At 44.8% G+C, this 25,130-nt stretch carries 17 protein-coding genes and 4 tRNA genes; 17 read left to right on the top strand and 4 right to left on the bottom strand.

Annotated elements, in window-relative coordinates:
• The first annotated feature begins 178 nt into the window (after nt 1–178).
• On the top strand, nt 179–2,227 hold the full coding sequence (locus RJD38_RS00825; RefSeq protein WP_065430564.1) for an EAL domain-containing protein: 2,049 nt from the start codon (nt 179–181) through the stop codon (nt 2,225–2,227).
• Here RJD38_RS00825 and RJD38_RS00820 read toward each other — a convergent pair.
• From RJD38_RS00820 to RJD38_RS00810, 3 genes are all read right to left on the bottom strand, one after another.
• Entirely contained in the window at nt 2,213–4,576 is a 2,364-nt protein-coding gene (locus RJD38_RS00820; RefSeq protein ID WP_065430563.1) for a DNA polymerase II, read from the bottom strand. The two genes, RJD38_RS00825 and RJD38_RS00820, sit on opposite strands and share 15 nt — an antisense overlap.
• Nucleotides 4,577–4,764: 188 nt before the next feature.
• The gene (locus RJD38_RS00815) at nt 4,765–6,618 is read right to left on the bottom strand and encodes a DUF4105 domain-containing protein (protein ID WP_065430562.1); all 1,854 of its coding nucleotides are present in this window, start codon (nt 6,616–6,618) and stop codon (nt 4,765–4,767) included.
• A 165-nt stretch (nt 6,619–6,783) separates the two neighbouring features.
• Nucleotides 6,784–7,269 (bottom strand): DUF3015 domain-containing protein, encoded by a 486-nt coding sequence (locus tag RJD38_RS00810; RefSeq protein WP_005599670.1) that lies wholly within the window; start codon nt 7,267–7,269, stop codon nt 6,784–6,786.
• Between the two features lie 365 nt (nt 7,270–7,634).
• Between RJD38_RS00810 and uvrY the strand changes: the two genes are divergently transcribed.
• From uvrY to RJD38_RS00740, 14 genes are all read left to right on the top strand, one after another.
• Complete coding sequence (gene uvrY / locus RJD38_RS00805; RefSeq protein ID WP_006712838.1) at nt 7,635–8,279, top strand: UvrY/SirA/GacA family response regulator transcription factor; 645 nt, start codon at nt 7,635–7,637, stop codon at nt 8,277–8,279.
• Nucleotides 8,279–10,111 (top strand): excinuclease ABC subunit UvrC, encoded by a 1,833-nt coding sequence (gene uvrC, locus RJD38_RS00800; protein WP_040758050.1) that lies wholly within the window; start codon nt 8,279–8,281, stop codon nt 10,109–10,111. The genes uvrY and uvrC overlap by 1 nt, the downstream gene beginning before the upstream one ends.
• 75 nt (nt 10,112–10,186) lie before the next feature.
• Nucleotides 10,187–10,744 (top strand): CDP-diacylglycerol--glycerol-3-phosphate 3-phosphatidyltransferase, encoded by a 558-nt coding sequence (pgsA, locus tag RJD38_RS00795; protein ID WP_005599675.1) that lies wholly within the window; start codon nt 10,187–10,189, stop codon nt 10,742–10,744.
• Nucleotides 10,745–10,984: 240 nt separating this feature from the next.
• A tRNA-Cys gene (locus RJD38_RS00790) sits at nt 10,985–11,058 on the top strand.
• A 37-nt stretch (nt 11,059–11,095) separates the two neighbouring features.
• Nucleotides 11,096–11,171, top strand: a tRNA-Gly gene (locus tag RJD38_RS00785).
• 86 nt (nt 11,172–11,257) lie between these two features.
• Nucleotides 11,258–11,344: transfer RNA gene (locus RJD38_RS00780), tRNA-Leu, on the top strand.
• A gap of 27 nt (nt 11,345–11,371) precedes the next feature.
• Nucleotides 11,372–11,447: transfer RNA gene (locus RJD38_RS00775), tRNA-Gly, on the top strand.
• Nucleotides 11,448–11,808: 361 nt separating this feature from the next.
• Nucleotides 11,809–12,315, top strand: a complete 507-nt coding sequence (locus RJD38_RS00770; RefSeq protein WP_009386174.1) for a hypothetical protein — start codon at nt 11,809–11,811, stop codon at nt 12,313–12,315.
• Between the two features lie 29 nt (nt 12,316–12,344).
• On the top strand, nt 12,345–13,850 hold the full coding sequence (locus tag RJD38_RS00765) for a GGDEF domain-containing protein (protein WP_065430561.1): 1,506 nt from the start codon (nt 12,345–12,347) through the stop codon (nt 13,848–13,850).
• A 345-nt stretch (nt 13,851–14,195) separates the two neighbouring features.
• Entirely contained in the window at nt 14,196–14,984 is a 789-nt protein-coding gene (locus tag RJD38_RS00760) for a TetR/AcrR family transcriptional regulator (protein WP_005594307.1), read from the top strand.
• Between the two features lie 184 nt (nt 14,985–15,168).
• Nucleotides 15,169–17,532: an efflux RND transporter permease subunit gene (locus RJD38_RS00755; protein ID WP_065430560.1), complete on the top strand. Its 2,364-nt coding sequence runs from the start codon at nt 15,169–15,171 to the stop codon at nt 17,530–17,532.
• Nucleotides 17,533–17,570: 38 nt separating this feature from the next.
• A complete protein-coding gene (locus tag RJD38_RS00750) occupies nt 17,571–18,383 on the top strand; it encodes an outer membrane lipoprotein-sorting protein (protein ID WP_065430559.1) in 813 nt (270 codons plus the stop codon).
• An 8-nt stretch (nt 18,384–18,391) separates the two neighbouring features.
• Nucleotides 18,392–19,579 (top strand): hypothetical protein, encoded by a 1,188-nt coding sequence (locus RJD38_RS00745; protein ID WP_065430558.1) that lies wholly within the window; start codon nt 18,392–18,394, stop codon nt 19,577–19,579.
• Between the two features lie 175 nt (nt 19,580–19,754).
• Nucleotides 19,755–20,870: a GGDEF domain-containing protein gene (locus RJD38_RS00740; RefSeq protein WP_065430557.1), complete on the top strand. Its 1,116-nt coding sequence runs from the start codon at nt 19,755–19,757 to the stop codon at nt 20,868–20,870.
• A 45-nt stretch (nt 20,871–20,915) separates the two neighbouring features.
• Here RJD38_RS00740 and RJD38_RS00735 read toward each other — a convergent pair whose 3' ends face one another.
• Nucleotides 20,916–21,398, bottom strand: a complete 483-nt coding sequence (locus RJD38_RS00735) for a GNAT family N-acetyltransferase (protein WP_065430556.1) — start codon at nt 21,396–21,398, stop codon at nt 20,916–20,918.
• 251 nt (nt 21,399–21,649) lie between these two features.
• On the opposite strand from RJD38_RS00735, the gene pheS reads away from it, so the two are divergent.
• Both pheS and pheT read left to right on the top strand, forming a co-directional pair.
• A complete protein-coding gene (pheS, locus tag RJD38_RS00730; protein ID WP_005594293.1) occupies nt 21,650–22,633 on the top strand; it encodes a phenylalanine--tRNA ligase subunit alpha in 984 nt (327 codons plus the stop codon).
• Between the two features lie 18 nt (nt 22,634–22,651).
• Nucleotides 22,652–25,057, top strand: a complete 2,406-nt coding sequence (gene pheT, locus RJD38_RS00725) for a phenylalanine--tRNA ligase subunit beta (protein ID WP_065430555.1) — start codon at nt 22,652–22,654, stop codon at nt 25,055–25,057.
• The last annotated feature ends 73 nt before the right edge of the window (nt 25,058–25,130 follow it).

Below are 25,130 nucleotides of genomic sequence, written 5' to 3'. Positions count from 1 at the left end.
TTGAAATGCGTCACAAATCTTTACACAACTGATGTATATATCAACTAGGTGATTTTATCTGCACCGTGTTAGGTGATTGACTTCACAGCCCTAAGTAATTGTTTGTTTTATTATATTGAGGATAACAAAACGTTAAGTTGGGGCTATTAGATTGTCAATTGTCGTTACACAGAGTTTGATGAGAGTGAAAAAGATCATTGCGGAGCAGTTGCAGGCGGTTCGCGAAGGCTTGCTGTGGATACTGCCTTGTTTAATGATCATATCATTGATCTTATTTGTGGCCTCTCTTGGCGAATTTTTGTTCGGTAAAGATGAGCAATGGGTCGTCACTCTGTTTAAACTCTACTATTTCGTTAACGACCTTTTCCCCATTCTACTTACTGCCGCTTTAGCGTATATCTTGGCCATGCGTTGGCGTTTACCAAGACCTCCAATTGCGCTGGTGCTGATTGTTTATTTGTCTCTTTTTAATCAATTATTTAGCTATACTGGCAGTACGGTTGTCTTCGAATTGATCATTTCGATGATCACGCCGCTCTATGCCGTTCCTTTGATTTCCTACCTCTATAAACTGCGCTGGATGAAGTTTGTTCGTAACAACCATCTTGGCCGGATTGTAAAAGAATCACTCAACTTAATCTTGCCTTGTGTATTGGCGGGTATTTGTGTGTTGGCGATTAATGCTGCAATAATTTTTATCATCGAAGCGAGTAGCGTTTTATCTATTTTTGATATCCAATACAGTGATTCACCATTAGAGTTTGGTGCGATTTTTGCCATGGTGAACTCGTTCCTGTGGTTTCTTGGTGTACACGGATACTACGGTTTATTGCCATGGGTTGATGTATTACAAGGTGCGGTTGATGTCGCACAAAATGACATGCTGACTTATGGTGTCACTGACCATTTCGTTAACCATTCGTTCCTTGCTGTATTTACGTTTGTTGGCGGCGCAGGTGCCACCTTAGGTCTGACGTGTGCACTACTGCTATTAAGCACCAATCGCGCTTACCGACTGATTGCCTTGGCGAGTTTGCCATTGGGGTTATTGAACATCAATGAAGTACTGTTGTTCGGCTTACCCATCATCTTTAATCCGAGATTGTTTTTACCTTTTTTACTTGCCCCAGTTGCCAATACTATCGTGGCTTATTTTGCGGTCAGTTTTGGATTAGTGAGCGCTCCGGTGACGGGAATGCCTTTTAGCAGTCCCGTCTTTTTTAATGCTTGGATTGTGACACAAGGCGATATCAACGCGAGCTTATTGCAGTTATTCAACATTGGTGTATCTGGTTTGATTTACGCGCCTTTTGTTTTGATGCTAAACAAAACGATGGGTGAAAAAACCATCCAGTTTTCCTCGCTCGATACCACTTATTCGAGAAGAGCAGAAGAAGCGCATACCCTTAGTGATGATCGTGTTACTCAGTTGGTTAATGCTCATAAACGTCAGCAAGATCTGGAGCGTAAACTGCACACGTTTACGGAAAAAGAATTTTGCATGGAGTACCAACCTCAGATTTGTCGAGTCACGGGGCAAGTGATTGGCAGTGAAGCTCTGATTCGCGCAATGGATAAACGAGGCAATATTGAATATCCGGGCGCATTTCTGCCTGCTTTCGAACAAGCGGGGTTGATGAAAGACATTGACCGGTGGGCGGTGATTCAGGTTGTGCATGACTTGAAAATCGCGATTGCTGAAGGGTGGGCGGTTCCGACCAGTGTTAACTTAACGCCAGAAACGATTATTGATACTGAGCTCATGACGCAGTTAACCTCCTATATCAGCAGAGTAGGAGAATATGTTCATGTCGAGATCACTGAGCAATCTCTACTGTTAGATAAGGATCTTGTTTCCGCTTCACTGCACGCCCTACACAGTGTTGGGGCGAAAGTTTATATTGATGACTTTGGTTCCGGTTTCTCATCACTGAGCTATCTCACTATGTTCGATATTGATGCAATAAAGATTGACCGTAGCTTCGTGCAAACGATTGAAAACATTAAAGGGCAGAAGGTCTTTAATGGCTTGATTAGTGTTGCTCAAGACCTTGATTTAGCGGTGGTGGTTGAAGGGGTGGAGACTGAAAGCCAACTTGAACGCATCCCATTACGCAACCATCTATCGATTCAAGGTTGGTTTTACAGTAAGTCGATTCCTTTAACGGGATTACGCCACTATGTAGCGGATCGTAATCGCGTACTCAACGAGCTAGAAGAGTCCTAACTGCGGCTCACTGAGGGTTTTGAAGTCGAGACCGATAAACGGCAAAATGGCTTCCGCGACCGGTTTTAACTGTTTGTCGATATAGTGCTGATAGTCAATCGCACTGCTGAGATAATCTTTTGGCTCTGGGCCATTGATGGTCATCAGATATTCGATTTGGCCGCGATTTTGGTATTGTAATGCGCGGCCTAGCTTTTCATTGATATTATCGGCCATACGCGCTGCTCTTACTTGTGGCGGCACGTTTTTCTGATAATCGCTTAATTTGCGACGTAATCTTTTTTGGTAAACCAAGCGCTCATCGTAGCGTCCCGCTAAGGTATCCTCGACAAACTGGCGCACATAATCGGATGGGTCTTCACCGTGGAAAATCATCTGATAGAGTTGTTGTTGGAAAGATTGCGATAGCGGTGTCCAATCGGTTCTCGCACTTTCGAGACCTTTAAAAATGATCTTTTCTTGTTCACCTTCGCCAATTAATCCGGCATAACGCTTCTTCGACCCAGTCTCTTGGCCACGAATGGTCGGCATCAAGAATTTTTTATAGTGAGTTTCATACTCAATCTCAAGAATAGAGTTGAGGTTGTATTCTTGCTTGAGATGCTGCGTCCACCATTGGTTGATATGCTCGACTAACGATTGCCCAATCAGATCGGCTTGTGCTTGTGAAACTTGGCTATTGAGAGAGACAAAGGTTGAATCAGTGTCGCCATAGATCACCTGATAACCCTGATCTTCAATCAGTTTTTTGGTCTGTATCATGATTTCATGCCCACGCATCGTAATGCTTGAGGCAAGGCGAGTATCAAAGAAACGGCAACCCGATGAACCCAATACACCGTAAAAAGAGTTCATGATGATTTTGATTGCCTGCGAGAAAGCTTTTTCATTATTGCGTTTGGCTTCATCGCGCGCCGCCCACAAATTTTCGATCATCTTAGGTAAAAAATGTGCGCTACGATGGAACTGACCGCCGCGAAAGCCGGCGACTGCTTGATTAGCTTCGTTACCTAATTCAAGTTTGAGTCCTTCTATCAGCCCTAAAGGATCGATCAAAAAGGAACGAATAATCGAGGGGTAGAGGCTTTTAAAGTCCAACACTAGGACCGAATCATAGAGATTAGGAAGCGAGTCCATCACGTAACCGCCGGGACTCGCGAGCCAGTTTTCCGGCTGCAAGTTGGGCGCCACATAACCAGCGCGGTGAAGTTGTGGTAAATAGAGGTTGGTAAAGGCGGCAACGGAGCCGCCAATTCGATCCAATTCCACTCCAGTCAGTTTGCTACGTTCGATAGCAAACTCGAGTAAATGTGTCTGCTCAAATATCTTATTAACAAGAACGCAATCTTGTAGGTTGTAACGGGCCAGAGAGGGCTTATCATAACGATACATATGGTTAATTTCAGCCATACGATCGTGTACGTTGTGAATCTGCTTTCCTTCGCCCAATAGCTCTTGAGACACAGACTCCAACGACCAGCGACGAAAGTGATAAGTGGCGGTTTTGAGTGTGTCAATGCCATCCATTACGACGCGACCTGGAATAGAAATAAAACCTTGCTGGGTGGTATTTGAGCTTCTAAAAAAGCTAGCTTGATTAGCCCGTCCAAGTGCGAGTTTCACATTGTGCCATTCCGCACGTTTGTGCAGCAATCGAAAGTCAAAATCAATCACGTTCCAACCAATAATCACGTCAGGGTCAAATTCCGCGAACCACGCGATTAAAGCTTCGAGCAGCGCTTTTTCATTACTGACCCACTGCATTGGCGTATCACATTCTTGCGACTCTCCAACCATGATCACGCGGCTATCCATCGGACTGGCTAAGCCGATCGAATACAACACCCCTTTTTCAGAGCATTCGATATCCAATGAGACGACGTTCAAATTAGGCTGGTAAGAGGCTTTGCGGCATTTAGCCTGCGTGACTTTTGTGTAGTCTTTACGCTGTGATTGAGAGCCAGTGAACTCAATCGCCCCTTGAATAAAACGCTCCATCAAGAATCGGTCAGCAAGACGAATATCATCCTCATAAACCGTGATGTCATGTTGTTTTAAGCTTTCAGCGAGTTGGCGAGCAGCCTTGATGGTATCGCAGTAACAAGCGCATAACGCTGCTTGATTAAAATGTTTCAGTGGTAATGGTTTAATTTCATAAGCAATATTGAGCTCCGCAGCAATTTGCATCGCACCAGCTTGCTGTTGCAGTTCAAGGAAAAATACTGGACGCTCACCATCAACCAACAGCTGATAGGGGCCTTGGTCTGTCGCAAGCCAGAGCTCAATTTGCGTGCTGTTATTGAGGTCGCGAGCTTGGCGCGTAAGTAAAAAACCTTGTTGAATCGTCAACGATGTATTCCTATCAATGGCGAGCGAATTATAGATGCATAGTCGCGGAGTGATTAGGGATTGTATTACGAGTCGACGAGCTGACGCAAAGTTAAAGCGGCTGGTGGCTGGAATTGTTGAATGAAAATGAAGTAGAAAAGGAGAGGGATACGAATACGTATCCCTCTTTGTCGGTGGCTCAGGTTCGGTTAGAAGTACAGATAGGCAGTGAGTTTGCCACTTAACTCTTCTTCTCCCCAATTGAAATAGCTCACTTGGCTGCGCAATGCGGTATTGCGACTAAGTTGCCAATGCCAACTGGCGGTTGCTTTGGCATTTTGATCGGCATCGCTATCTATCAGAGCAAGGTATTGGCCTTCTAGACCAATCCGGTGTTGGTCTGCGAGTTGGTAAATCAAACCCGCTTCGATGCCGGCGCCGAAGGTGGCCTCATAATCGGTTAGTTGACCTCCACTTATCTCAGCAGACAGTAAACTGTAAAAATGCAGCGTTTTTGCATCGCCCCATGCTTTACCGTAACCGCCCTGGCCGAACCAGCGACCTTCTAGCTTGCCGTCGTTTGGCATTCGGTCATAACCGATACGCGCATTCCATGCCAAACTATCAAAGATGCGATTGCTTGGCGCCAGAGCCATTGCATCGATAAGATAGAAACGATCGAAGCGCGAAGTGCCTTGTTCATCGACACTGACTTGTGTATCCAAGAAGCTGATTTTCGCTCCTGGAATAAAGCCTTGCTGTGAATCCAATAAATCGTGGTAAGCAACACGCCACTCTAACGTGGCTTGTTGACCATAGTGGTCACTATATTGGTAACTTAATCCGCTACGAGCAGAGGCATGGCCTTTTTCTGGTGAAATTTCCGGTGTAGGCGCTTGCGAAAACGGAGAATCGACTTTAATTCGGCTGCGTTGATAAAGCAGTTCGGTTAAACGCTTTGCAGTTGGGTCGCGCTCTAAACCCAAGTCGTATAGCTCAAAGTTAAGCCACTCGTAAGAGAACTCTAAAATCGCCGCACGTTCGGTGTCACTGTATTCATCGGCAGAAGGAAAATCCCCTTGCTTGGCGGTAACCGCAGCATCAAAGAGTTCAGGATCAATTTCATTCGCTTGATGCAATAATCGTGTACCAAATGATTCGCGATAGTTGGGTTGCTCAAGCAGTCCCGCTTGATTTAACGCTTCTACGGTATCGGATGGAATCGCGTGCATCGGAAATTGTTCGACTAACGAGAGATCATCTCGTGCTAACTCAAGTAACGCGAGTAATTGGTAGGAACAGTTTTCATCAGCGAAATAGTAATCAAATTCTGCCCGTTGCATTTCCCAAAGGTGAAGCAGCACTCGCTCTACTTCTGCTTCATTTAATTTCAGACGATATTCCCAAATATCGCGTGATTCGATGTCGTTGTACTCGCGAACCTTGCGATAATAAGGCATGACAGTAAATCGACCGGGATAGCTGCCAATCAGCCCTTTAAGGGCATATAAAGCTGCGTTGTCGTCAGTTTCTGGTTCGGCTGCAAAGTTAATCGCAAACGCAACCAGCTCCTTATGACGAGTTTGGTCTTTGGCATCAATTCTTAATAGGGTGTGGCCAAACATCGAAGAGGGGTTGTTCATAAAGGCGGTCGGGAAAACCAAGGTTAACCCTTCTGGGTCGAGTACCTCACGCCATGTTTCTAACTCAGGACAGTTGAGATCCGCTTGTTCGCCTTTTTGGTTTTGCAGCCAAGTATAGCGCGCAGGGTACTGACAGCGAGTTTGCTCGGCTATCGAAGTATCTGCATTATAAAGCGCGTCGATGGTGGCTTGTAACTCACTTTGCGGTGAGCGATAGCCATCTTGGGCGAGGTAAAATTCGTCGTTATCCACCGTACTTTTATGGCTAGAAAGTGTCGCTGGTAAATAATGGCCTAGTTTTAACCAATACGGATCTTGGGCAAGCTGTTCGACGTTAAGGCTATTGGCTGAAAACGCCAGTGAGGATGCACATAATCCACATCCCGTGAGTAGTGCTTTAGATAATACAGAATAGTTCATTCAAATCCGTAGAAAGGTCATTGTGTAGATGGCTAAATACTCTCGAGACAAAAGTACTTAACGATAGACACGGTCATATAAAATATGACCAGAGCCTCGTGATGAAGAGGCTGATATAAAAAAGTGCCCTAAAGAGGGCACTTTAATCACGAACTGAGTTCGAAATTAGATTGCGTAACCCGCTAGAGTTGCGTCAGCTGCAACTAGCGTGTTTAGGTTAGCAAATACTTCTTGAGAAGTTACGTTTTCAGATTTGAATACTTCTGCGAAGTTCTCTTGAGCTAGCTCGTTGAAAGCTGCTTTGTCAGAAGCTTGAACGCCCCATACTTCAGAAAGTGTTGCTAGAGTTTCGCCTTCACCTTTAGCGATATCACGAGCAAGGTTGTCCATGTTACCGTCGATGAAAAGAGCTAGCTTCTCAGAAGAAGAAATAGTGCCGTTACCGTCACAACCTAGAGTACCAAAAGTGATACCGAAAGTTTGGTTACCAGATGTACCGTTAGTCGTCGCACCTAGAATTTTAAATACTTTGCCTGACTTACCGTCAAAAACCATAGTACCTAGACCACAACCGATGTCTGCATCAGCCATTGCAACATTAGAAAGAGGTAGTGTTGCAGCTAGAGCCGCCACTGCTAGTAGCTTTTTCATAAAATATCCTTAATCGTTATCGCTTTACCAACGTCACTCGTTAGTTTTTGGAATTGATAATACAAATTATCAACCGCAGCAAATTAAATGAAATTGGTTTCATTTTCAATGATTGTTACAAAATAAAAGCGACCAAAACCTCAAAATGCTAGCTATCTCAACACTTGACGCTAATCCATTGATAAACAGGATATTTGCTACTACGGCGTCATAACTAAAAATTAGTACTTGCTAAACTTTACATTTCAGCACATATTCATCGGAGTAGTATAAATTTCATTTTTTAAGTTAAAATAGGCAACTAAGTTGTTATCCACTGTCCTCGGTGGGTGCAGAGCCAATTAACATAGTGTGGAGATACAAGTGTGATTAGTGTTTTCCTTGTAGATGATCACGAGCTGGTTCGCACAGGGATACGACGTATTATTGAAGACGTCCGTGGAATGAACGTAGCAGGGGAAGCTGAAAGCGGTGAAGAGGCAGTAAAATGGTGTCGTAATAACCATTCTGATGTCGTATTGATGGATATGAATATGCCGGGTATTGGTGGCTTAGAAGCAACCAAAAAGATCCTGCGTTTTAATCCAGATGTAAAAATTATCGTTTTGACTGTTCATACGGAAAATCCGTTTCCAACGAAAGTGATGCAAGCTGGTGCTGCTGGTTATTTAACCAAAGGTGCTGGTCCTGATGAAATGGTCAATGCAATTCGAGTGGTGAATAGCGGTCAACGCTATATTTCACCAGAAATCGCTCAACAGATGGCGTTAAGCCAATTTTCTCCAGCATCGGAAAACCCATTTGCCGATTTGTCTGAGCGCGAATTACAAATCATGATGATGATTACCAAAGGGCAAAAAGTGACTGACATTTCAGAGCAGTTAAGCCTAAGCCCAAAAACCGTCAATAGTTACCGCTATCGACTGTTTGCCAAATTGAATATTAGCGGTGATGTCGAATTGACCCACCTTGCTATTCGCCATGGAATGCTAGACACCGAGACATTGTAGTGAGTTCATCTTTCGACTCGGTCTCTTTCCTAAAGACAGTGACTAACCAACCCGGTGTTTATCGAATGTATAACGCCGAGTTGGTGGTTATTTATGTCGGCAAAGCCAAAGATCTCAAAAAACGCCTGTCGAGCTACTTTCGTAAAACGATTGATAGTGAGAAAACGCGCGCGCTGGTCAGTCATATCTTTAAAATCGATGTCACAGTAACCCATACTGAGACAGAAGCGCTGATCCTTGAACACAATTATATCAAGCAGTATTTGCCTAAGTACAATGTGTTACTGCGTGATGACAAATCCTACCCATATATTTTCATTAGTGCTCACAAGCATCCGCGCTTATCGATGCACCGTGGAGCAAAGAAGAAAAAAGGTGAGTATTTCGGCCCTTATCCCGATTCCGGGGCGGTGCGAGAAACCTTGCACTTGATTCAGAAAATATTCCCAGTACGTCAGTGTGAAGATACGGTTTATAGCAATCGAACCCGCCCTTGCTTGATGTACCAAATTGGCCGTTGTGCCGGTCCTTGTGTAAGCACCATTATCTCTGATGACGATTATGCTGAGTTAGTGGACTATGTACGGTTGTTTTTGCAGGGTAAAGACAAGCAAGTTCTGGAAACCTTAATCGGTAAAATGGAACAGGCCAGCCAAGCCCTCAAATTTGAACAAGCGGCTAAATTTCGCGATCAAATTCAAGCCATTCGTCGCGTACAAGAGCAACAATTTGTCTCCGATGATTCGATGGATGACATGGATGTGCTCGGTTTTGCCCAAGAGAGTGGCATCGCCTGTATTCATATTTTGATGATTCGCCAAGGTAAGGTGTTGGGTAGCCGTAGTCATTTTCCTAAGATCCCTAACAATACCAGCCAGCAAGAAGTTTTTTACAGTTTCCTTAGCCAGTATTATCTTAGCCATAATGAAGCTCGGACTGTTCCGACTCGTATCATTTTGAATCAAGGGTTACTTGAGGATGTCGCGCCACTTCAAGAGGCCTTATCAACTATCGCAGGGCGGAAAGTGCAATTTCATGCCAATCCTACAGGGATACGAGCCCGCTATTTGAAATTGTCCAACACCAATGCGTTGACCGCATTGACCAGTAAGATAAACCATAAGATGACAATCTCTCAGCGTTTTAAAGAACTGAGGGATCTGCTTGGGCTTGAGTCTATCCAGCGTATGGAGTGTTTTGATATTTCACACACCATGGGGGAGAGCACGATCGCTTCTTGTGTGGTGTTCAATCAAGAAGGCCCTGTGAAGCAGGAATATCGTCGTTACAATATCACCGGGATAACGGGCGGCGATGATTATGCTGCGATGGGGCAGGCGTTAGAACGTCGCTATTCAAAGCAACTTGATATTGAGAAGATTCCAGATGTGGTGTTTATCGATGGTGGCAAAGGGCAGTTAAATCGTGCTTATGAAATCATCAGTCAACACTGGCAAGATTGGCCGAAGCGGCCAAGGTTGATTGGTATCGCAAAAGGAGTGACACGTAAACCGGGCTTAGAAACGTTAATCACCACCGATGGTGAAGAGTCTCATCTTCCGAGCGATGCCCCCGCGCTACACTTAATGCAACATATTCGTGACGAAAGTCATAATCACGCCATTGCTGGTCATCGCGCCAAGCGTGGAAAAACCAGACGTACCAGTGCCTTAGAAGGCATAGAAGGAATTGGTCCTAAACGTCGTCAAGCTTTACTCAAATATATGGGTGGATTACAGGAGTTGAAACGAGCCAGTGCTGAAGAAATAGCCAAAGTACCAGGCATAAGTCATTCTTTAGCAGAAAACATTTATCAAGCATTGAAACAATAACAAAAATCCAGCACCATATGAGCCTGTTTTTAGGCAGTAAACAGCGCTATACGCAAACGATAAGAGCCAATAAATATGCGTTTCAACATTCCTAACATTCTTTCTCTATTACGACTGTTCTTAATTCCAGTTTTTGTCGTAGTGTTTTATCTTCCTTATAGCTGGGCGCCATTCGCGGCCGCTATGGTTTTCTGGGTGGCTGGTTTTACCGATTGGTTAGATGGTATGTTGGCGCGCAAGTTGGGCCAAACCTCGCGTTTTGGTGCATTTATTGACCCAGTGGCTGATAAAGTATTAGTCGCGACCGCCCTGATATTGATTACAGAACACTATCATAATATTTGGATTACCATCCCTGCAGTAACCATGATTGGTCGCGAAATTATTATTTCAGCGCTACGCGAGTGGATGGCTGAAATTGGCAAACGAGCGAGTGTTGCGGTTTCTTGGGTTGGTAAATTTAAGACGGTTGCACAGATGTTTGCTCTATGGGTCTTGATTTGGCGTTATGATGACTGGATGATTTGGCTGGGTTACGGCGCATTGTATATCGCGACATTCCTCACCTACTGGTCGATGGCCCAGTATCTGATGGCTGCTAAAGACGACTTGCTCGCTGAAGAGCATCAATGATCAATTTGAAAAGCGAACTTAGGTTCGCTTTTTTTTAATCTCAAAAAGCACTTTTAGTAGTAAAGTCATTAGATTAGCGCTTGAAACTGATAGAAAAATAGCCAATTCACGCTTGTTTGGCGGTAATTTAGCCAAACGATTCAAAAAACAAAAAATAGTGTTGACTCATCTGTGCGAATCCGTAGAATGCATCCCGTACCCAAGAGGAACGCAGCAATGCAAAGCTCGAAGGGACACGAAGGCGCCTTGGCAGAGTGGCTATGCAGCGGATTGCAAATCCGTGGACCTCGGTTCGACTCCGGGAGGTGCCTCCATTCTCTCTTAGATTTTAATGCTAAGAAATGAGAATTTGCGACACTAGCTCAGTTGGTAGAGCGCAACCTTGCCAAGGTTGAGGTCATCGGTTCGAACCCGATGTGTCGCTCCAAATTATTAAGATAGCGATTAACCAACAATCGATATCAAGATGGTGTCTTACTTTTCAGTAAAGGCCTCACAAATTTAGATTTGTGTGCCCTGGTGGTGGAATTGGTAGACACAAGGGATTTAAAATCCCTCGGCGTTCGCGCTGTGCCGGTTCAAGTCCGGCCCGGGGCACCATCTAACCCGCTTATATAGCAAACAAATGCGACACTAGCTCAGTTGGTAGAGCGCAACCTTGCCAAGGTTGAGGTCATCGGTTCGAACCCGATGTGTCGCTCCAAAAAATGAAACCTCGACGTCATGTCGAGGTTTTTTTTTGCCTAAAATTTGCCATGTTTCTTTGTTGCACCAAATCTCATTATTTTGTGTTCTCTATAAATATCAGCAATATTGATTGTTAATACGATTATTATTAGGTATTGAGATGGCTAATAGCGCATTTTGCTATTCGATAAACATGAAACAGATACAGAAGAATTTGAATCACTCCGCAGGCTTGCAAGTGAGCCGACGCTATTCCATGAAATAAATACAAATATTTGCCAGAATTGCATACCATTAGTGTGTTTGTTTGCATATGTCATTGTTACGATCTTATCTGCGCTTAAGTAGGTAAGTGGAAGATGGTATTTAAGGTTGATATGAAAGCACTGTGGTTATTTAGCCTGTTATACGCGCTGTTGCTTTCGAGTGCAGTGAAAGCGGAATCGATAGCCAGTTATCCAGTCGGTTGGCAATTTTGGCCTATCGTAAAAGAGAGCATTCTTTACCCTGAGAACAGTGATCTTCCACTGGATACCACTTTGTTTGCTCAAGAAACATTCCGAGCCTATAGCTGGATAAATAATGGTGAAGGCACTTCCCTGACGATTCGAGTTCATCCTAGTAAGATCAAACAATATCTGAATCGAGGTCCTTATAGTGATGGGCCAACAGTCGTCGCTATTTCTGAAGACCCTAGCATTATTTGGGTCACGGAGCACATTGGCTCGGAGCCAATATATGGTAGCTATAACCGTAAAGGGGAGGATATTAGTCATACTCATCCAACATTAAAGTCGGATTACTGTACTAGCTGCCACACTTCGTACAAAGATATTTGTCACCATGGTGTTTGTTCTGTTTTTGGCAGCCGTCTTGAAAAATAGCCATTCTTTTGCCATTAGGATTAGCCGTTATGAGCACAGTATTTAAAAGATTGAGCATTAATCAAATGCTATTTATGTCCCATCTTTGCTTGGTGCTGTTGGTTATTGCTGGCTTAAGTATTACCCGCTATGAAAGCGAATGGCAGCGCCAAGTTGACTACTCTGCCGCCTTTGCTAATCAAGCATTGCAATCTCAAGTTCATTTTTTCTCAACGTCGGTTGCTGGTGTGAACTACGCCAATCTGACCATTCCGTCAATTGTGGAGCATTTGGCTTCGGTGAATGATCTACAGTTCATTGAGGTTAAGGGCATTTCCGATTATTCGGCGCAAGAAGTCCACATTCGTTATCTTCCCGCTTATGGAAAAGTATGGCGAGCAAACGTTACGCCACAAGAGCTGCAATCGTCCCGTGACAGTGTTGCAAGCCTGCAAACCATGCTCAAAAGTGTTGAAACACACAATACGCTCAAAGTTCGTAAACTCAATTATCTGTTGCTTAATGCGCGAGCAGAATACAGATCTTTGCTCAAAAGTTCGGATTTAGCACAGAGTGAAGTGATTGAATGGTCTAAACCGCTCGATACAAATCAGGGTTTCTTTTTAGATGAACAACGCTATTTACTTAATATCGAGATCCCATTACGTAATCAGAATGGTGGTTATATTTGGGCGGTATTTGATGCTAGTAAACTTGCGGCAATCAAAAAAAACATTATTCGTGAAATCGGCTTTGAGGCGATTGTGGCTCTGCTGTTGGTGGTCTGTATTGCGTACTGGGTGACGTATTTTATTGTTGCTCCCCTTAAGAATCTTGCTGTGAGTATGAATAGCGGCGCGCGTTATAAGACCATGAAAGAGCTTGATGAACTTCATCGAGAAGACGAAATTGGTCAGTTGGCGCGAGCTTATAAAGGCTTGTTGATGAAGATCGATCAGCAGCTTGATTCATTACGAGCTAAATCAGATGCCGATTTGCTGACAGGTTTGGGCTCTCGTTATAAATACTCGCGCACCGCACTCCCTTATATTCAGCAAAATGTGTTACGTGGTAAGTATGTTGGGCTGCTGATTTGCGATATCGATAATTTTAAGGCCTATAACGATCTCTATGGCCACATGGCAGGCGACGACGCGCTAGCCAATGTCGCCGGTCAATTACAGCAGCGACTGACCAATGTTGATATGGCTTTTCGTTATGGGGGAGAGGAGTTCGTCATCCTTTGTGCTCGTCATGATCGAGAAGAACTGGAGCGAACCAGTGAATTATTGCGTCGTGCAGTGGAACAATTAGCGATCGATCACGTGGGCAACGGAGATTACGGTAAAGTCACGGTCTCGATTGGCGGGGCATTGGCGCAACGCGACTCCCTTCATCGCTGTGACGCAGGGTTTGAAGAACTGGTCGAATCGTTATTCTCAACAGCAGACAGAACCTTATACGAATGTAAGCGAGCAGGGCGTAATCGCGTCGCCTGGGCCAGTGTTTTCACGACGCAACTAGCCTTGTACGAGAAAGAATCTTCGCTGGTGTAAGCGGTAATTCTACTACGTTTAGAACGCACTTTTCTTTACCCTCCTAGCATTATAATCGTTCGACTTCCCGTGCGAGGGAGGCGATTCAGCTATTTATTCATATTCTGTATTGTAATATCAAAGTTAATTTTCATTAATTTTTTGTATCAATCGACTTGAAGTCGCTTCGATTATCCCATATTGTGACGATGTGTCACAAATGACGAATCGTCATAATTTTAATTAATCGCTTGAGTGAGTAGCTTGAGTTCATAGTTTAAGTTTACAGGTAGGTTCGGAGGTTAGATCGAACCGTGTTATAATGCGGAGGTCAGGGAGTACAAACAGAGACGGGCATCAATAATCATGTTTGGTTTTAGTTGTAAAAAGAAACAGCAAAAAGAAGGGCCGGGTTGTGTATTTGGTTTATCCAAAAAACAGCAGGCAATTGCGGATCGTGAGATTGAGCTAATATTATTAGCGAAATCTATGGTCCAAGAGCAAGGCTTTAGTAATCTGACCATGGATAAACTCACTGCGATGAGTCCTTATTCTAAAGGTACGATTTATAACCATTTTTGCAGCAAAGAAGATGTGATTATCGCATTGTGCATTCATTCGCTTAGAACAGAAGCGTTGATGTTTGCGCGTTCATCGGAATTTGGTGGTAATACACGAGAGCAAGTGATTGCTCTGCATGTTAGCTATCGAATTTATGCCCGTATGGAACCTGTACTTTCTACTTGCGCCATTATGGCGAAGAGTCCTTGGGTATTGGAGAAAGCGTCTCCAGCTAGAGTTCAGCAACTCAATGAACTTGAAGAACAAGTGATTAATTTTGCGGATGGTTTGATCAGCAGTGCGGTAGAAGCGGGTGATCTGAAGTTCTCTTCAGGTATTGGCTCTGACTCTATTGTTTTTGCGAATTGGGCCATTGCTTTTGGTTCAAACGCCTTAGCGCAGAACGCTTCGAATAGTCATTGTATTAGTCGATTACAAGACCCTTTTTCGGTATTACATAATGCCAATATGTTGCTCGATGGCCTGAACTGGCAGCCCCTTTCGACAGAATGGGATTATCGTAAAACATGGCAGCGTGTCGAAAAAGAGCTGTTTAAAGATGAGATTGAATACCTTGCTTCAGTTGGTCGTTAGTAAAGCCCATTAGGGCTTTTATAATCGCCGTCTGTGACGATTCGTCAAAAAATGACATGTGAAAGCCAGAGCATTGCGCTAAGTGAGTGAAATGCGTTTTTTTGGCAAAGCATTTATTTTGAAACCAGCCTTCGCTGGTTTTTAAATGAATATTTTTGACGAACCGTCACAAATGGAGAGTGTGATGAACGCACAGAGTTCAAACTCAACGACATGGTTTACTTGGCCGACAAGGTTTGCTTGGTGGGTCATTCTATTGACTAGCTTTGCCATCGTCGCTGCGACGATTGGTGCTAAAAATTTGTACTTTCGTGGGGATTACGAAATATTCTTTGATGGTCAAAATGAGCAACTATTGGCCTTTGATGAGATTCAAACAACATTCGCTAAATCCGACAATATTTCGATTGTTATCGCTCCACAAGATCAAACGATCTTTACTAAAACCAACCTTACGCTGATCCAGCAACTGACGATAGATGCGTGGCAAATTCCATATTCTAGTCGTGTGGATTCTTTAGCGAACTATCAACATACCGAAGCGCTACAAGATGATTTGATCGTGGAGGATTTACTCTATGAAGACTACCCGTTAACCGCGGAGCGAATTCAACGAGCAGAAAAGATCGCACTTAATGAGCCCGCACTCGTTCACTCTATGATTTCGCAAAACGGTGATGTGTCGGTGATTAATGTCACGATACAAATGCCTGAAATGGATAAAACGGCCGAGTCGATTGAAGTGATGGCTTATGTCGATGATCTGATTGCAAAATATCAACAGCTTTACCCTGATGTTCAATTTTATAAAGCAGGGGTGGTGGCGTTAAATAATGCCTTTATGGTCGCCGCGCAGCAAGATTCGACTACGCTTGTGCCAACGATGTTTGGTGTCATCTTATTGTTTCTAGTATTGATGTTGCGCTCCATCTCCAGTGTTGTTGCCACCTTAATCATCATTATTGCTTCAGTGACGACCACGTTAGGTTTAACCGGTTGGGCAGGGATGTTTCTTAGCACTGCCACGGTAAATATTCCGACCTTAGTCATGACGCTTGCGGTCGCCGATTGTGTGCACGTGATCGCCGCCATGCGCCAGCGTATGCAAAAAGGGGATTCAAAAGTTAACGCGATTACACACAGCGTAGAGATCAATGCACTGCCTATTTTCATCACCTCAGTCACTACGGCCATCGGCTTTATGATGATGAATATGTCGGATTCGCCAGTACTGAGGGATTTTGGCAATGAAGCGGCGTTAGGGGTGATGATTGCGTGTTTGCTCTCAGTTACATTACTGCCTGCATTACTTAAAGTTTTGCCGATAGGAATTAAACCGTTGGCAAATGCCGAGCAGACCGAGTCGGGCTTTATGGCTTCACTTGCTAATTTGGTCGTAAAGCATCAAACCAAACTGTTACCGATTTCTGTTGCTGTGATTGCATTGGCTGCAGCGGCCGTTCCGTTGAACAAGGTGAACGATGACTCGGTGCGTTACTTCGATACCAGTAGCGAGTTTCGTCAAGCGGCTGACTTTATGGAGCAGCGCATCAGCGGTATGACTAACATCAGTATTGCGATTAAAACGGGTGAATCACAAGGCATTGCCGCGCCAGGTTTTATCGCGACGTTAGGCGATTTCACCGATTGGTTGAGAGCACAACCAGAAACCGACCATGTAGCGTCACTTGCCGACACTTATAAGCGCCTCAATAAAAACATGCATGGTGATGACCGCGCGTATTACCAATTGCCTCAAGACCGAGAGTTAGCGGCGCAGTATCTTCTTTTGTATGAAATGTCGCTGCCGTTTGGCTTGGATCTCAACAATCAAATCAACGTTGATAAGTCTTCGCTGAAACTGGTGTTGACGACGAAGAACTTAGGCAGTGTCGGTTTGGTCGATTTGGAAAATCGCATCTACCAATGGTTCATTCAGCATGCTCCGCAATATCAAGTGGTGGCATCGAGCCCCAATTTGATGTTTGCCCACATTGGTGAAACGAACATGACCAGTATGCTTTCCACCTTACCTATCACACTTATTTTGATCTCGGGGTTAATGATCTTTGCCTTACGGTCGGTGCGATTGGGGGTGATCAGCCTAATGCCTAATATTGCCCCTGCGATTATCGGTTTTGGACTGTGGGCGCTCATTTCCGGCGAGATCAACCTTGGCTTATCGGTAGTGGTGACATTGACACTGGGTATCGTCGTGGATGATGCAGTGCATTTCTTATCGAAATATCAGCGTGCGCGAAAGCAAGGCCAATCGGCTGAAGCGTCAGTTCGTTATGCCTTTCATACCGTAGGTCGTGCGTTGTGGATCACCACAGTGGTGTTGGTCGCCGGTTTCTCGGTACTGGCAATGTCATCATTCAGACTCAATGCCGATATGGGCATGCTTAGTGCCATCGTGATTTTTATCGCGCTGGTGGTCGACTTTATCTTTCTACCAGCATTGTTGATGAAGTTCGATAAGGCGGATTATGTGGTGGCAGCCTCACCGTCAAAACAAGCATCAGTAGTAACAGAAAGCAATGCATAACCACTGAGCAGCACGCGTTAGAAATAAGGATATTTATGATGAGAATACATGTAGAAAAACAGTCGTTTAGCATTACGACAGCACTTTTATTGGCTTTGGGTATAGGCTTGTTCAGTTCTGCCATGGTAAATGCTAGCCCTGGGCGAGGATTGGAAATTGCACAAGAGCGTAAAGCGCGCGATGAAGGGTGGGGAGATTCATTGGCGACGATGAATATGGTGTTAAAAAATGCCCAAGGTGAAAGCAGTACCCGTGCAATGCGGCTCAAAAACCTAGAAGTTGCAGATGATGGTGATAAAGGGCTGACCATATTTGATGAGCCTCGTGACGTCAAAGGAACTGCATTTCTTAACCACTCACACATTGTCGATGCGGATGATCAGTGGCTCTATCTGCCGGCGCTAAAGCGAGTAAAACGTATTTCTTCACGGAATAAATCTGGGCCATTTATGGGCAGTGAGTTTTCCTTTGAAGATCTGAGCTCATTTGAGTTGGAGAAATATCGCTTCAATTACCTTGGGGATGAGCAATTAGATGGTCAAGCCACGTACAAGCTAGAACAGGTGCCGACCGATAAAAATTCGGGCTATACCAAGCAGATCTCTTGGATTGATATCGAGCATTATCGTCCGTTAAAAATTGAATTTTATGATCGTCGCGGCGCGTTACTTAAAACCCTGACGTTTTCCGAGTACACGCTCTATCTCAATAAGTACTGGCGTGCTCATCGCATGGCGATGCTCAATCATCAATCGGGTAAAAGCACTGAACTTATTACCAGCGATCTCGCATTCCAAACAGGTCTGACAGATAAAGATTTTCAAAAGAATATCTTAAAGCGAGTTAAGTAGGAGCGCCGATGAGAGCAAGTATGACGATTGCTGGCAAAGTCATTGCCAGCTTTATTATCGGCAGTGCCGCGATGTTACCTGCACAGGCCGTTGAATTTTCAGGCCAGACTAATCTTGAACATCGTCAGTATATTGATCAGGGATTGCAGGGACAGGACAAGGGGCAGAGTTCCATGGTGTTGCAGCCAGAATGGTATTGGGATCTTTCAGAGGGAGAAGCCAGCTTTACCTTTGTGCCATTTTACCGCTATGACGAAATGGATACACAGCGCACTCATGGCGATATCCGCGAGGCGCTTTATTTAACCTATTGGGATGACTATGAATTGCGCGTCGGTATCGGCAAAGTGTTCTGGGGAGTCACCGAGTCTGCCCATTTGGTGGATGTGATCAATCAAACCGATGCAATTGAATCGGTCGATGGCGAAGATAAACTTGGTCAGCCAATGCTGCATCTGAGTGTAATTAAAGAGTGGGGTACCGTGGATGCGTTACTATTGCCTTATTTCCGTGAGCGCACTTTTGCTGGAGAAGAGGGACGTTTAAGGCCGTTAATACCGGTGTCGGATGAGGCGATTTATCAGTCATCACAAGAGCAGAAGCATATCGATTATGCGCTACGCTACAGTACGATGGTCGAGGATTGGGATTTTGGCTTGAGCTATTTTCAAGGCACTAATCGAGATCCTTATTACCGCTTTGATGGTAATACCTTGAATCCTTATTATGCCCAGTCAAAGCAAGCGGGTTTAGATATTCAAGGGATTGTTGGCGATTGGTTATGGAAGTTGGAAAGTATTTATCGTGACAGTGACGATCATCACCTCGGTGCTGTCGGTGGTTTTGAATATACTTGGGTTGGGGTGTTTGACTCTATTTGGGACATTGGTTTGATCAGTGAATACCTTTACGACAGCCGTGGTGACAATGCGCAAATGATCGGTCAGAACGACGTGTTTGTGGGGACAAGATTTGCGTTCAATGATGCGGCTGGAACCGAAGTGTTGATTGGTGCGACGCAAGATCTCGACCATAGTGACGTGTACACCGCCAAGCTTGAGGCATCCAGTCGTATCAACAACGCGCTTAAATGGCGCATTGATGCGTGGTTATTTGAAAATGAAACACCAAGCGACTTACTTTACTTTGCCCGGCAAGACGATTTTATCGAGCTGTCTTTAGAGTACTATTTCTAGTCTTTAGTCGCTTATTTCAGCGGAAACTAATTTAGCGCTAAAAAATAAACCAAGGGAGCCGATCTAGCTCCCTTTTTCATTATTTTGTATGAACTTAGTAAGTCATTATATGTAGACTAAATAACTTAGATATTGAGATTTAGCACCAGTAAGTTTAGTCATATAAGGCGAGCGTATGAATTCATTCCAATGGGATATCTGCTATGAAACCGGCATCGACGAAGTGGATGAGCAGCATCAGTTTTTGGTTGATATCATTAATCGTTATGGCGAGCTTGTAACTGAAAACATCATCTCTATCCAAGATATTCGTACCATTTTATTTGAGCTCTCTCGTTACGCGGAGTTTCACTTTCGTGAAGAGGAAGCGCTGATGAGAAATCAGGGCATTTATGCGCAACATTTAGAAAAGCACATCAAAGTGCATCGCGCATTTATGACGGAAATTATTGGTATGCAGGCCTTTGTCAGTGACAAGAATAAACAAGCCGCAGTGCTGCTGCTCAACTTTTTAATCCATTGGTTGGCGTACCATATTCTTGGCATTGATAAAAACATGTCACGTCAATTAGAGAAAATTGCGCGTGGTGTTCCTGCAAAAAAAGCCTTTGAAGACGAAGAAAAATCCCGTGACAGCAGCACCGAACCCTTAGTCGCAGCTTTAAATGGTTTATTTGAACAAGTGTCGGAGCGCAATAAAGCGTTATTAGAGCTTAATCAAAACCTCGAAGATATGGTTGAAGATCGCACTAAGCAGCTACGTAAAGCCAACAAACAGTTAGAAGAGTTATCACTGACGGACTCACTAACTCAATTACCCAATCGTCGCAGCGCGATGCGTAATCTCAAACAGTTATGGCAGATTTCTCAGCAAAAATCCGAACCGTTAGTGGCGATTATGATTGATGTTGATCACTTCAAAGAGGTCAACGATAGCGCAGGGCATGACGCTGGAGATCTAGTCTTACAAGAAATTGCCACGTTATTACAGCACCATTTTCGCAATGACGACATTGTTTGTCGTTTGGGTGGCGATGAGTTTTTTGTACTTTGTCCGAACACGGATCAGAGCGGTGGCTTGTATGTGGCGAGCCAAGCACAGCAGTCTATTGCTGAGTTGCAATTAGATTTAGGCAAAGCCTATTGGCGTGGCAGTATTAGCGTTGGTGTTGCGGAACGTACCAGCGATATGAGCGATTTTCACGATTTGATCAAACAGGCTGACAATGCGGTTTACGCGGCGAAATCGAAAGGGCGCAATCGCGTATCCGCATGGTTGAGTGTTGAATAGTGACGTATAAATATTCAGCGGTCATATAAGGGGGGTAGATGTGACTTATAGTGTTTTTAACATCCACACATCACAACCGCCATGCTCAGTGCCTTGGACGGGTTGAGTTAAATGCTCAAAGCCAAGCTTCTCATACAAGGCAATGGCAGAATGCATCGAAGAGAGAGTATCTAGGTAACATTGTGTAAAGCCTTGTTGCTTGGCGAACTTCAAACATTGTTCACTCAATTGTTTTCCTAGCCCTAAGCCTCGTCCTTGCGGCAATAAAAACAGTTTTTTCAACTCGCAGATCTGATCGGAATCGTTAAACGGCGCTAAGCCACAACCACCAACGACATGACCATTGACTGTGGCCACCAAATAAAAACTGCGCTTGTCTAGGGTGTAATGGCGGCTCATGGCTAATACTTCTGCATCCGCTGGCCCAAAGCCTTCACCAACCGCGCCAAATTCTGCGCCGACCTGTTTGATTATTTGACATATCTCGTCATCTTGTTTGGCTGTGATCGGTGCAATGTTTACCGTCATAATGGCGACCTTTATGGGAGAATTATTGCCATGATATGGGCATGAAATTCATCACATTCAATATTAAAGCCGAAAATTTACGCAAAGGCAGTGAGAATAGTGATTTGCGATTGGATTTAGAGTTGGCATTCGTTACTATGTAGGGCTATTTAAAGACCCAAGATCCCTGTCGGGACGCTTATGGACACTACCGCTTATGTGGTTTGTTTCGAAGCTAGACTCGGACAAAGACATAGGTAGATGAGGAAACGATGCAACATCTAGAAGAGATCATTGCTAATGCGAGTGCCGCTATTGAAGCTGCGCAGTCGCTAGTCGCACTTGATGAAGTGCGTGTTCAGTATCTAGGCAAAAAGGGTGAGCTAACGACTCAGCTTCAAAGCCTAGGCAAACTGCCACCAGAAGAACGCCGTGAAGCTGGTCAAGAGATCAACAAAGCGAAAGGCGTAGTTCAACAAGCAATCTCAGCTCGTAAAGATGCACTACAACGTGCAGAGCTGGAAGCGAAGTTGGCTGAAGAAACGATCGACGTAACCCTACCAGGTCGTCGCATCGAGAACGGTGGCCTACACCCAGTAACTCGTACTGTTGAGCGTATCGAGCAATTCTTTGGCGAACTTGGTTTTACCACTGAATCTGGTCCAGAGATCGAAGATGCATTCCACAACTTCGATGCACTGAACATTGCAGCCGATCACCCGGCACGTACTGATCATGATACCTTCTTCTTTAACCCAGACTTGATGCTTCGTACTCATACTTCTGGCGTACAGATCCGTACTATGGAAAGTGGCAAACCACCATTCCGTTTCATCGCTCCAGGCCGTGTATATCGTAACGATTACGACCAAACGCACACGCCAATGTTCCACCAAGTGGAAGGCATGTTGGTTGATGAGAACGTGAACTTTGCACAGCTGAAAGGCACGCTACATGACTTCCTATGTAACTTCTTCGAAGAAGAAGTAGAAGTGCGTTTCCGTCCATCTTACTTCCCATTCACAGAGCCTTCAGCAGAAGTGGACGTGAAAGGTAAAAACGGTAAATGGCTAGAAGTGCTAGGCTGCGGTATGGTTCACCCGAACGTACTACGTAGCGTAGGCATCGATCCTGAAAAATACTCTGGTTTCGCATTCGGTATGGGCGTTGAGCGTCTAACTATGCTGCGTTACGGCGTAAACGATCTACGTTCGTTCTTCGAGAACGATCTTCGTTTCCTAAAACAGTTCAAGTAATCCAGAGGGTCCATCACTATGAAATTCAGCGAATCATGGCTTCGTGAGTGGGTAAACCCTGCGGTTACCACTGACGAACTAACACACCAAATTACAATGGCGGGCCTAGAGGTAGACGACGTACTACCAGTAGCAGGCACGTTTAACGGCGTTAAAGTCGGTCTTGTTGTTGAATGCGGTCAGCACCCAGATGCTGACAAACTGCGTGTAACGAAAGTTGACGTAGGCGCAGAAGAGCTTCTAGACATCGTTTGTGGCGCTTCAAACTGTCGTCAAGGCATCAAAGTTGCAGTTGCAACAGTAGGTGCTGTTCTTCCTGGCGATTTTAAAATCAAAAAAGCCAAACTACGTGGTCAACCTTCACACGGCATGCTTTGTTCATTTACTGAACTGGGTATCGACGTGGAATCAGAAGGCATCATGGAGCTTGCAGAAGACGCAGTTATCGGTACTGATTTCCGTGAATTCTTGAGCCTAGATGACGTAACGGTAGACGTAGACCTAACGGCTAACCGCGCGGACTGTTTCAGCATCCGTGGTATGGCGCGTGAAGTTGGCGTTCTAAACCGTGCTGACGTTACCGAACCTTCTGTTGAAGCGGTTGCAGCATCTATTGAAGACACGGTTGCTATCGAAGTAAAAGCGCCAGCAGCGTGTCCACGTTACCTAGGTCGTATCGTTAAGAACGTAAACGTTCAAGCGGAAACACCACTTTGGATGCAAGAAAAACTGCGTCGTTGTGGCATTCGCTCGATCGATCCTGTTGTTGATATCACCAACTTTGTTTTGCTAGAGCAAGGCCAACCAATGCATGCATTCGATCTTGCTAAGATTGAAGGCGGTATCGTGGTTCGCATGGCAGAGCAAGGCGAAAAGCTGACTCTTCTAGATGGTAACGAAGCAGAACTAAATGCAGATACTCTAGTCGTTGCAGACCAAAACAAAGCGCTAGCGATTGCTGGTATCTTTGGTGGTGAACAATCAGGCGTAACGTCAGAAACCAAAGACGTACTGCTTGAGTGTGCTTTCTTTGCCCCTGACCACATCCGTGGTCGTGCTCGTGCATACGGTCTACACACCGATTCATCTATGCGTTTTGAACGTGGTGTGGATTACGCACTACAAGTAAACGCAATGGAGCGCGCAACTGCGCTGCTGGTTGAAATCTGTGGTGGTGAAGTAGCACCTGTGGTTGCAGTAGAGTCTGAAGCAGACCTGCCAAAAGCAAACCAAGTTGCACTACGCCGCACTAAACTAGACAACCTATTAGGTCACCACATTGCAGATGCAGACGTGGCTGAAATTCTAGAGCGTCTAGGCATGGCTGTAGAAGCGAATGCAGAAGGTTGGGTTGCTACGGCACCAACATGGCGTTTTGATATTGCTATCGAGCAAGATTTGATTGAAGAAGTTGGCCGTATCTACGGTTACGACAACATTCCTAACCAATCACCAGTTGCTGCGCTAAGCATGCATGATCACAAAGAAGCTGACCTACCGCTTAAGCGTGTACGTAATCTTCTTGTTGACCGTGGTTACCACGAAGCGATCACTTACAGCTTTGTTGAACCGGAACAACAAAAATTGGTTGTACCAGGTGTTGAGCCACTAATCCTGCCATTCCCAATCTCTGCGGATATGTCAGCGATGCGTCTTGGCCTAATCCAAGGTCTACTAAACACGGTTGTCCACAACCAAAAACGTCAGCAACCACGTGTTCGTCTATTCGAATACGGTCTACGTTTTATCCCTTGTGAATCAGCGGAAAACGGCATGCGTCAAGAGCCAATGCTTGCGGGTGTTATCGCAGGTACTCGCGGTGAAGAGCACTGGAACGTAGAAACCAACACGGTTGATTTCTTCGATCTTAAAGGTGATCTAGAAGCGGTTCTTGAACTCACTGCGAACGACAAAGCATACGCATTTTCAGCGCTATCTGCAGAAGCAAAAGCGGCGAATCCAGCGCTTCATCCAGGTCAATCAGCAGCAATCGTTGTTGATGGCAAAGAGGTGGGTGTGATTGGTACTGTTCACCCAGAGCTTGAGCGTAAATTTGGTCTAAACGGCCGTACTATCGTATTCGAAATCGAATGGTCTGCGATCAACACCAAAGTGATCCCAGAAGCGGTAGCGCTTTCTAAGTTCCCATCAAACCGTCGTGATATCGCTGTGGTTGTTGACGAAACTGTAGCTTCTGGCGACATCGTTGCTGCGTGTCTAGAGCAAGGTGGTGAGTTCCTAAAAGACGCGAAACTGTTCGACGTTTACGTAGGTAAAGGGGTAGAAGAAGGCAAGAAGAGCCTAGCTATCGCCCTAACACTACAATCTGTTGAGCGTACGCTTGAAGATGCAGACATCGCTGGTGCGGTAGAAGCAATCGTAGCGCACGTATCAGACAAGTTTGGCGCATCACTACGAGATTAATCGTTAGTTGATACATTAAATATTCAAAACCCGCTAATTTAGCGGGTTTTTTTATGGCTAGTTGTGAGTGTCT

This window comes from Vibrio scophthalmi, assembly GCF_040869025.1.
In the GTDB taxonomy this organism is placed as follows: domain Bacteria; phylum Pseudomonadota; class Gammaproteobacteria; order Enterobacterales; family Vibrionaceae; genus Vibrio; species Vibrio scophthalmi.
Note: the sequence above shows the minus strand (reverse complement) of the source record. Positions and strands in the feature narration are given on the sequence as shown.

Excerpts from the sequence above, each read along its gene's own strand:
- RJD38_RS00825 (WP_065430564.1), top strand. The coding sequence starts at position 179 with ATGAGAGTGAAAAAGATCATTGCGGAGCAGTTGCAGGCGGTTCGCGAA.
- RJD38_RS00815 (WP_065430562.1), bottom strand. The coding sequence starts at position 6,618 with ATGAACTATTCTGTATTATCTAAAGCACTACTCACGGGATGTGGATTA.
- RJD38_RS00810 (WP_005599670.1), bottom strand. The coding sequence starts at position 7,269 with ATGAAAAAGCTACTAGCAGTGGCGGCTCTAGCTGCAACACTACCTCTT.
- pgsA (WP_005599675.1), top strand. The coding sequence starts at position 10,187 with ATGCGTTTCAACATTCCTAACATTCTTTCTCTATTACGACTGTTCTTA.
- RJD38_RS00770 (WP_009386174.1), top strand. The coding sequence starts at position 11,809 with ATGAAAGCACTGTGGTTATTTAGCCTGTTATACGCGCTGTTGCTTTCG.
- RJD38_RS00765 (WP_065430561.1), top strand. The coding sequence starts at position 12,345 with ATGAGCACAGTATTTAAAAGATTGAGCATTAATCAAATGCTATTTATG.
- RJD38_RS00760 (WP_005594307.1), top strand. The coding sequence starts at position 14,196 with ATGTTTGGTTTTAGTTGTAAAAAGAAACAGCAAAAAGAAGGGCCGGGT.
- RJD38_RS00755 (WP_065430560.1), top strand. The coding sequence starts at position 15,169 with ATGAACGCACAGAGTTCAAACTCAACGACATGGTTTACTTGGCCGACA.
- RJD38_RS00750 (WP_065430559.1), top strand. The coding sequence starts at position 17,571 with ATGAGAATACATGTAGAAAAACAGTCGTTTAGCATTACGACAGCACTT.
- RJD38_RS00745 (WP_065430558.1), top strand. The coding sequence starts at position 18,392 with ATGAGAGCAAGTATGACGATTGCTGGCAAAGTCATTGCCAGCTTTATT.
- RJD38_RS00740 (WP_065430557.1), top strand. The coding sequence starts at position 19,755 with ATGAATTCATTCCAATGGGATATCTGCTATGAAACCGGCATCGACGAA.
- RJD38_RS00735 (WP_065430556.1), bottom strand. The coding sequence starts at position 21,398 with ATGACGGTAAACATTGCACCGATCACAGCCAAACAAGATGACGAGATA.
- pheS (WP_005594293.1), top strand. The coding sequence starts at position 21,650 with ATGCAACATCTAGAAGAGATCATTGCTAATGCGAGTGCCGCTATTGAA.
- pheT (WP_065430555.1), top strand. The coding sequence starts at position 22,652 with ATGAAATTCAGCGAATCATGGCTTCGTGAGTGGGTAAACCCTGCGGTT.